Annotated in this window: 13 protein-coding genes; 11 read left to right on the forward strand and 2 right to left on the reverse strand. The window is 60.1% G+C overall.

All coding sequences use genetic code 11. The annotated features are described in order from the left end of the window. The 3 genes from E1B25_RS21515 to E1B25_RS21525 form a co-directional block, all read left to right on the forward strand. Positions 1 to 1,320: coiled-coil domain-containing protein (locus E1B25_RS21515; protein ID WP_483458030.1), on the forward strand; the 1,320-nt coding region annotated here is incomplete at its 5' end. Between the two features lie 8 nt (positions 1,321 to 1,328). Continuing rightward, on the forward strand, positions 1,329 to 1,751 hold the full coding sequence (locus E1B25_RS21520) for a phage tail protein (RefSeq protein ID WP_132831624.1): 423 nt from the start codon (positions 1,329 to 1,331) through the stop codon (positions 1,749 to 1,751). Next, the gene (locus tag E1B25_RS21525) at positions 1,751 to 1,963 is read left to right on the forward strand and encodes a tail protein X (protein WP_132831625.1); all 213 of its coding nucleotides are present in this window, start codon (positions 1,751 to 1,753) and stop codon (positions 1,961 to 1,963) included. Before E1B25_RS21520 ends, E1B25_RS21525 begins: the two co-directional genes overlap by 1 nt. On the opposite strand, the gene E1B25_RS21530 is transcribed toward E1B25_RS21525, so the two are convergent. Continuing rightward, positions 1,960 to 2,178 (reverse strand): hypothetical protein, encoded by a 219-nt coding sequence (locus tag E1B25_RS21530; protein WP_132831626.1) that lies wholly within the window; start codon positions 2,176 to 2,178, stop codon positions 1,960 to 1,962. The genes E1B25_RS21525 and E1B25_RS21530 overlap by 4 nt on opposite strands. On the opposite strand from E1B25_RS21530, the gene E1B25_RS21535 reads away from it, so the two are divergent. The 6 genes from E1B25_RS21535 to E1B25_RS22295 all read left to right on the forward strand — a co-directional run bounded on the left by E1B25_RS21535 (position 2,170) and on the right by E1B25_RS22295 (position 5,319). Beyond that, positions 2,170 to 3,159 carry a phage late control D family protein gene (locus E1B25_RS21535; RefSeq protein WP_132831627.1) on the forward strand — a complete coding sequence of 330 codons (990 nt, stop codon included), beginning with the start codon at positions 2,170 to 2,172 and terminating at the stop codon, positions 3,157 to 3,159. The two genes, E1B25_RS21530 and E1B25_RS21535, sit on opposite strands and share 9 nt — an antisense overlap. A gap of 16 nt (positions 3,160 to 3,175) precedes the next feature. After that, a complete protein-coding gene (locus E1B25_RS21540) occupies positions 3,176 to 3,493 on the forward strand; it encodes a phage holin family protein (RefSeq protein WP_132831628.1) in 318 nt (105 codons plus the stop codon). 36 nt (positions 3,494 to 3,529) lie between these two features. Next, positions 3,530 to 3,925, forward strand: coding sequence for a hypothetical protein (locus E1B25_RS21545; RefSeq protein WP_132831629.1), 396 nt, complete (start codon positions 3,530 to 3,532; stop codon positions 3,923 to 3,925). A gap of 26 nt (positions 3,926 to 3,951) precedes the next feature. After that, entirely contained in the window at positions 3,952 to 4,725 is a 774-nt protein-coding gene (locus E1B25_RS21550; RefSeq protein WP_132831630.1) for a lysozyme, read from the forward strand. After that, positions 4,725 to 5,078: a hypothetical protein gene (locus E1B25_RS21555; RefSeq protein ID WP_132831631.1), complete on the forward strand. Its 354-nt coding sequence runs from the start codon at positions 4,725 to 4,727 to the stop codon at positions 5,076 to 5,078. The genes E1B25_RS21550 and E1B25_RS21555 overlap by 1 nt, the downstream gene beginning before the upstream one ends. An 88-nt stretch (positions 5,079 to 5,166) precedes the next feature. Then, the gene (locus E1B25_RS22295; RefSeq protein WP_165937725.1) at positions 5,167 to 5,319 is read left to right on the forward strand and encodes a hypothetical protein; all 153 of its coding nucleotides are present in this window, start codon (positions 5,167 to 5,169) and stop codon (positions 5,317 to 5,319) included. 303 nt (positions 5,320 to 5,622) lie between these two features. Here E1B25_RS22295 and E1B25_RS21560 read toward each other — a convergent pair whose 3' ends face one another. Further along, the gene (locus E1B25_RS21560) at positions 5,623 to 5,883 is read right to left on the reverse strand and encodes a hypothetical protein (protein ID WP_132831632.1); all 261 of its coding nucleotides are present in this window, start codon (positions 5,881 to 5,883) and stop codon (positions 5,623 to 5,625) included. Between the two features lie 288 nt (positions 5,884 to 6,171). Between E1B25_RS21560 and E1B25_RS21565 the strand changes: the two genes are divergently transcribed. Together E1B25_RS21565 and E1B25_RS21570 are read left to right on the forward strand one after the other, a co-directional pair. Then, complete coding sequence (locus E1B25_RS21565; RefSeq protein WP_132831633.1) at positions 6,172 to 6,993, forward strand: hypothetical protein; 822 nt, start codon at positions 6,172 to 6,174, stop codon at positions 6,991 to 6,993. 287 nt (positions 6,994 to 7,280) lie between these two features. Further along, positions 7,281 to 7,523: a hypothetical protein gene (locus E1B25_RS21570; protein ID WP_132831634.1), complete on the forward strand. Its 243-nt coding sequence runs from the start codon at positions 7,281 to 7,283 to the stop codon at positions 7,521 to 7,523. Positions 7,524 to 7,626: the final 103 nt, after the last annotated feature.

The following is a 7,626-nucleotide window of genomic DNA, read 5'->3' on the forward strand; positions in this document are numbered from 1 at the left end:
CCGTGGGCCGTTTTGACCGGTGGGAAGTTCGCGCTATCTAGCCTCATTGCCCCGCTGCGCTGGACGGCAGGTCTGCTGCCGAATTTCGGGGCTGCACTCGCTAGGTTCACTGGGTTTCGTCAGGGTGCATCGGCTGAAATCACGCGCTTGTCCACCCATGTAGGTCAGAAGTCTAAGCTTATGCAGCGCAATCTTTCACGTATTCGGTGGGGCGCGTTTTCCGCAGGTGCAATGACCTTTCTTGCCATGCGCAGCATTCCAGACAACCCAGATGAGCGCGAAAAATGGCAGGCTGGGAATGTGCGCAAGATGGACGGCACATTTCGATCAATGCCCGTCATTGGTAATCTGATGTCAGCCTACGAGTGGGGGTTTGAAAAGGTGCACGGCGCGCCGCCTCCTGCGCCGGTCGAGTATTTGCCAGATGCACAGCGTGGTGCTGCGCGGGTAGTGGATGAATTTTCCGGGAGCGACAATCTTCCGACTCCTGATAGGTTGAATGATCTTCGGGACGCGGCGGATGCACTGCGGTTCAAGATTGCTGCTGCGCGTGACGAACTTGATGCTATGGATGCGCCCGCCGATGCCTATGATCTTGGTTCGCAGGATTATCAGGAGAAGAAAGCAGAGCTTGATGCGCAGGTGTCGGATCTTGCTGCGGTCGAGCGGCAGCTTGAAGACAACGAGGCCGCGGCGTCATCCCTATCGGCGGCATTGCAGGTGTTGTCCGGAACCGCCGTCGCGCCGGAAATCAGCACGGAGTCCATCGACCGGGCACTGGAGCGCGTCCGGCAACTGTCATCCGAGTTGCGCAATATGTCTTCTGCAGGGACCGGCGATACGCCATCGCCAAAGCCTGCTGGTGCGCGCGCCGGTGGTGGTCCGGTTCGCACGGGGCTGCCTTACTTGGTGAATGAAAATACAGCGCGTTCGGAGTGGTTTGTTCCGTCGCAATCTGGCGGTATCCTGAACGTGTCGCAGGCGCAGTCGGCATTCCGATCCTACCTAGGGTCAGTGGCCACCGGCAATGCCAACCGCAACCCGGGTCTGGTGCGGCTTCATCGCGGAGCACAGGGGCTTCGGGCGGCAAGCCTAGCGGTGCTGGCGACATCTGCGCTTGCGGCACCAGCGGCGGCGCAACCCGCGCAGGCGGGTTCTGCCGGGAATGCAGGCAGGGGCGATGTGCGCGTGGAAATCAACGGCGGGATCAACATTCAGGTTCCGTCCAGCATTTCCGACCCGGAGGCGATCGCGGATCTTGTGTCTGACCGTATTGGGCAGCGTGTCGCGGCCACGATGTCGGCCAGCTTTTCAGACTAGGGGGTAACATGTCTGGACCTATGACCATGGCCTTGGGGCCCTTCATGTTCCGTGCCCATGGCTTCGGCTACACCGGGGTTGGGCGCAAGCTGGATACCACATGGGCTGAAATCGAAACAGCGGGGCGGTTGAACGCCCTGCAGTGGACCGGCCCGCGCAGCGAGGTAGTGACCATCAACGGGGTGCTGTTTCCGCAGGAATTCGGTGGCGCGGCCACCCTGGAGGGGGTGCGGCTGGCCGCGAAATCCGGGCTGCCGCTGATGCTAGTGTCCCTGGGAGGCAAGGTGTTCGGAAGTCACGCTGTCCAGAAGATCGATGAAGACCGCGCGTTTCATGATCGCAATGGCGCCCCCGGCCGTAATGCCTTCTCGATCGAGGTGAAGCGCATTGGCTCTGGGTTCTCGTTGCTGTCTCTGCTGGGGTTGATCTGATGGCGAGCATTTACGTGACCAAGGTCGGGGATGCATTGGACCTGATTTGCCAGCGTGAGTACGGGGCACAGGCGGGCGCGGTCGAGCAAGTTCTGGAGGCAAACCCGCACATCAAGGATGTGGCCCACCGGTTGCCGGTTGGTGCTGAAATCACCCTGCCGGACATGGTGGTGCAGGCCCAGTCCGGCCAGGCATTGAAGCTGTGGGATTAGGTGTAGAACGAAACGCCCACAATGAAGCAGATCAAGGCCAGCATCAAAGAACCGGTGGTCGTCCAGAGCGATTTCCACGATGGGCCTTTGACCAGAACCGAGACGACTTCGATGCCTGCGGATAGCAGGAACAGAACGGCAAGCCCCATTGCCCCGTAATACACCACCATTTCCGAAACTCCGTGTTGGTAAACTCCGGACATAATATGACGCATCCGCAAATCCTTGTCACGGTCGATGGCCTGCCGGTATCCGGCGCATTCTTCGACCGGCTGGTCAGCCTGACCATCACTGACCGCGAAGGCATCCGGTCGGATACGCTGGACCTGGTGTTCAACGATGCCCCGCCACATTTCCAGTCGCCCCGGCGCGGCGCGGTTGTCATGGTCACCATCCTGAGCGGTGTCGGCGGTTTCGTCGGGGCCTATGTGGTCGACCGGGTGGAGTTCTCCTGTCTGCCCTATACCATCACGGTCAAGGGGCATTCGGCTGACCTTCGGTCTGAAATGAAGGCGAACAAGACCAAGCATTGGGATGACGCCTCGGTGAAGGACATCGTGGCGGAAAAGGCCGGCGACTATGGGCTGGAGGCGAAGATCTCCGATGCGGTGTCGGGGTACGTCTATGAGTGGATCGGCCAGCAGGATGAATCCGACCTGCATTTCCTCGAGCGCCTAGCGGAGCGTCACGGGGCGCTGTTCACCATCAAGAATGGCTCCCTGCTGTGGCTGGAGCGCGGCACCGGTAAGACGGCGGGCGGCACCGCAATCCCGCCGGCGGTGGTGCTGATGCCGTCCATCATCGAGGGGTCTTGCCGGATGTCGGAGACCGATGTGGACCGATTCGCCAAGGTCAAGGCATATTGGCAGGACCGCAAAGGCGCGAAGCGGCAGGAAGTCGTGGTGGACGCGGACCCGGAGGCTAGCGGCGAACATGTGCTACGTGACCCATACAGTTCGAGGGAAGAGGCCGAATCTGCCGCCAGGGCTGCGGCCCGCGAAATGATGCGTGGGCTAGTTGAAACATCCTGTTCAATCATCGGGCGCCCCGCGCTGATGGCAGGCCAGCCGGTCATTTATGCTGGCGTTCGACCGCTGGTCGACGGCCGGGAATTCATCCTTGAAACCGTGCGGCACAGCTTCACAAAATCCGGCGGTCTGCGTACCGCCTTCACCGGAAAACTGAAGGCTGGATGACAGCAAAGGGGGCAAAATGGTTGATCCGGAAGCGGGCCTGATCGAGGCCGTCAGCAATGCGATCGGAGGGGCCGCGACAACACTGGTCGCGGCGTTCATCGGCAGGGCAATGTTCCACGCCGGAGAGGTTCGCGCGAAGCGGCGCAACCTGTTCTCCTTCGATCTGATCTGGGAAGTTCCCCTGGCCATAGGCATGGCGATGATCGGTGACGCGCTTGGGGACTACATGGAGTTGGACAACACGGTCAGGGTCGGTCTGATCGCGGTTCTGTCCTACCTCGGGCCGCGTGGTGCCGCCGCACTGTTCGAGCGGTGGATTGCCCGCAAGGGCTGACTTCGCTTTCTGACGTTCACAACTATGGAGGCGGCAATGGCTGCTGATGCTGTTCAGGCGTCCCTGAACGGGCGCTTTACCTATCATGCAGACAAGGGCGAAAGCTGGCGCATCATGAGGGATCAAGGGCCCGTGACGGGGGACTGCGAAGATTATTCACTGACACTGATCTGGCTCTATGAGGGGCGGTCGATGCTGCGCTTTTGGTGGGCACTGATCACCTTCAGATACGTGCTTTGGTTTTGTCTGTCGCCGTCCGGTGACGGCCACGCCGTGGTCTGGTGTCGGGGGCGCGGCTGGACCGACAACATCCAGCGACGGCTAGTGTCGCGGGGCGACCTGAAAGCCATGGGCTACCGTCTGCGCATACCCTACCTGGTCCCGCTGGTCGCGCTGAAGTTCCTTCTGCGCCCGCTGCTGCGGCGTATCTGATGTGCGGCAATGTTAAAGAAAGATGAATGAGGAAAGCAATGTTTGATAAAAACTGGCGGGCCATCGTAATACGGTCTTATACCGCCTGGGCCTTCTACGCACTTGCGGCCATCACACTGGCCCCAGATATCATCTACATGGTATCCGGACGTGATACGAACCCGACCATCTGGGCTATGCTCCAAATCTGGGTCATCGCGCTTGGCGTCATCGGCAGGTTGGTATTGCAACCACGCGAAGGCGCACTTCGACGGCGGCTGATTATCGGGGTTGTTTTCTTCGGCACCTTCATCTTGGCGGCGCAGGCCATGGCGCAGACGACAGAACGGGCCACCATGCAGGTCTTGGTTCCGTTGGTTGTCAAGTGGGAAGGTGAGCATCGCTGCGTGGACGCCCCGGACCTACATTGCGCATACCGTGACATTGTGGGAAACCCGACGCTTTGTTTCGGGGAGACCGATGGTGTCAGCATGGGGGATCGGGCCACAGATGCCGAGTGTCTCCGCCTGCTGAAGCACCGTCTGGCTAGGGATTTCCGGGCTGGGCTGCATCGATACTTTTCCCAGAGCACGCGTACCAACCGCCTAACGCCCCATCGGGACGCGGCCTATGTGTCGCTGGCCTATAATGTCGGAATTCAAGGTACAGGCCGGTCCACCGCAACACGTCGCTTGAATGGCGGTGACATCGCGGGCGGTTGTGCTGCGTTAGGCTGGTGGAACAAGGCCGGCGGCCGTGTCGTGCGTGGCCTGGTCAACCGTCGCGCCCAAGAAACGGCCCTTTGCTTGCAGGGGCTTTGATGGTCTGGCGCTATGTCTGGCGAATTCTGTCCAGCCGGGGCGGCCTATCGGTCATCATCTGCGCCCTTCTATGGGGTTGGCATGTACATGATAGAACACAGGCGGTCAGCACGGCCCGCGCCGGGTTCGTCCGTGAAACAGAGGTGGCCGCAGTTCGTGCCGAACTGGATATAGTGCGCCGCCAGATGGTGGCGGCGGATGTGGCAAACAGGACCCTACAGGAAAAAGTACAGGTCGCTGAAGATGCAGGCATGCGCTTCTCCGAAGAGCTGGAGGCATTCGAGCGTGATACCAAGGTCAACCCTGATGGCGTTGTGGATGCCGATCTTTTGCGGCGGCTGCGGGCAAACTGACATTAACCGCTTGCGGGATGCTGGAACATCGATCGGCCAGGAGCGGGCGGAAATGAGGCTTCCGGACCTGCCGAGTGACTGCCGCAGCATGTCCCATAGCGACGTCCGCACCGGTGACCGCCTTGATGTGGCGGTCCTGAAGTCCGATGCCGCCCTTGCGCGCCAGAACGCCAGAACCGTGCGCTGTGCAGATTGGTATGATCACCTGCAGGAGGGGCTTAGCACGGATGGCCCTCAGTGATTTAGGTCCGGGCACATCGCCCTTGCGATGGCGGGTCGGAACCAAGTCCGCGCCCGATCTCCACCGAATAGGCCTACCGGGTTTACGTATGGGTGGGCCTTTTTCATTTGTGGTGGCGGCCCGCTTGCCGCCGCCAACTATCTGCCGGCCCTACGCCGACCAACTGACATAGCTTGACCAGGATGAAACGTAGGCCGAAGCGGTCACCACCGCGTTCCGGGCACATCCTGCCTTGATCGCAGCGGTGGGTGCAGGGCGGGCATTGGCGTGGCATGGTCTGTTCCTCCTGTGGGTTAGTTGGATTTAGGACCGGCGCTGCCCTAGAGGCAGCCCAGCGTCTCGATACCGATCGACGATGCGCGCGCCGAAATCCTTCAGCTCCTCGTTGGCGGCCAGCGCTTCCTGATCCTCGCAGCCGAAGCCGTGATAGAAGCCTGTGCTGGCTCCAGCGAAATAGGCATCCTCGATCGCTAGTCGCTGCGCATCAGGCAACTCCTTCGGATCTCCGACGCCGTATTGTGCGGCGAGGAAGCTGCGGAACCTGTCATCAAAAAACTTCGCCATAGTGCCCCCTTGGTTTCACTGGCCTGTCGCTATCCGTAGGATGAAAGTGCGCACTAGTCAACACGTGTGCGCACATGTGTTGACGTTGCTTTAAGTGTGCGCTAGGGGTAAGAGCCATGAACATGGCCCGCGTAAACAAACCCGTGAACACGACCCTGCCACCCGATCTCCTAGCGGAATTGGATGCATGGACTGCTGCTCAACCAGTTCCACCGTCCCGTTCGGCGGTGATCGTCGCCGCGCTCCGCCAGTTCCTAGCGGCGCAAAAAGGTGCCGTGCAAGAAAGTGATGGAGCATCGTCTGACACAGGTGGGTGTTAAGAAGGTGTCAGATAATTCCATCAAATGGGGATATGTGCTGGCTGCGCCTGGGCGCCCTTCTCGCAAAGATCAGATCGCTTATCTGGTCGCATCTGGCATATCAGACGACGAGTTCGGTCCGATCTGGGAGGACAGAATTATTCGCGGATCAACGCGCCCACAGTCTCAGCTTGTGGGCCGCAATGATCTCCTGCTTGCTGTTTTACCTGGCGATGAAATTCACGCACATTCCGAGTTCTGCGCTGCGCTGTCAAAGAGTGACGCGCGTTGGCTGCTCGATGCGACTGCCGATCGCGGCGTTCACTTGGTGGTCGGGGGCGTGGCGGTTCAGACGAAGGTTGCGGCTGAGGCGTTTGCGGCGGAGGTAGCGCGCAGGCAAAATGTGTTTCATGCCTCTGAGAGCCGCCGTACTGGAAAGAAGCGCAAGCGCAAAAATGTTGCTGAGGTTCAGGGACCGCCGCTTCCAGGGCGCCGCCCATGCGTCTACCGTCATTTCGACGCGATCGGGGCGTTGCTATATGTTGGGGCCTGCATCAACCACCATACGCGCGATCTGCATCATAAGAGCCAATCTGACTGGTGGCCTCAGAGCGCCAGTGTCCAGGTGGAGTATCATCCAACCATGCGAGAGGCGCTGGCGGCAGAGCGGGTAGCCATATACTTCGAGAAGCCGGCTCACAACAAGCGCGTAGTGGAGCCGCACACAGGGGCGTTCATTGAACAGGCGGCGCGGCTGGTGGAGGAAGTGAGCCCGGAAATGTCGGCGCGCATCCTCGCGATTGCGACCTGATCGCAGCGCCTTGGACCGTCACTGCGGGGTCCGATGAGTATCTGGTAGAGGCGCTATGCACATGCCTGAATGCGCGCGTCATCGGCTTACCAGAGGAAAAACCACACGGCAGAAGGGCGTGGTCACTTCAGGTCGATGGGTGGGTGAAGGTTATTGACCTATCGGTCATGCCGAGAGTCTGAAAAAGGAGGCGACCATGGAGGCAATCATAGGCGGAATGATGGGCGCGGTGGTCGTGCTGCTTCTGGTCGCTTGGTATCAAGACGGGATCTGATGTGGAGCAGGGCATGTATCGACCGACAGACGACGAAGCAGCAGCGATGATCGCCAGCCTATCTCCTGAGGCGCGGGCGGCTTGGGATGCGGTCATGCCGCTGATCGGTGACGACAGCAACAGGTTCATTGCATCCCTGATCGAGGCCGCATGCGTCACCGCCATTGCGTCCGGTTGCGATCCGGCTGCGTTTTCTGCCGGTGTGAAAACGATCTGGGATGATCGGACGCAGGCATTCATGGCGCCGATCCAGTAAGCCAAGGGCGGCATGGTGCCCTGCGGCGAAATCCGTGCAGGGCACTTTTCAGATTTATCGTTTTAAATCAGCGGTATAGTTTAGACGTGGTAGGCCCGGCAGG

This window comes from Antarcticimicrobium sediminis (assembly GCF_004348975.1).
Lineage (GTDB): Bacteria > Pseudomonadota > Alphaproteobacteria > Rhodobacterales > Rhodobacteraceae > Antarcticimicrobium > Antarcticimicrobium sediminis.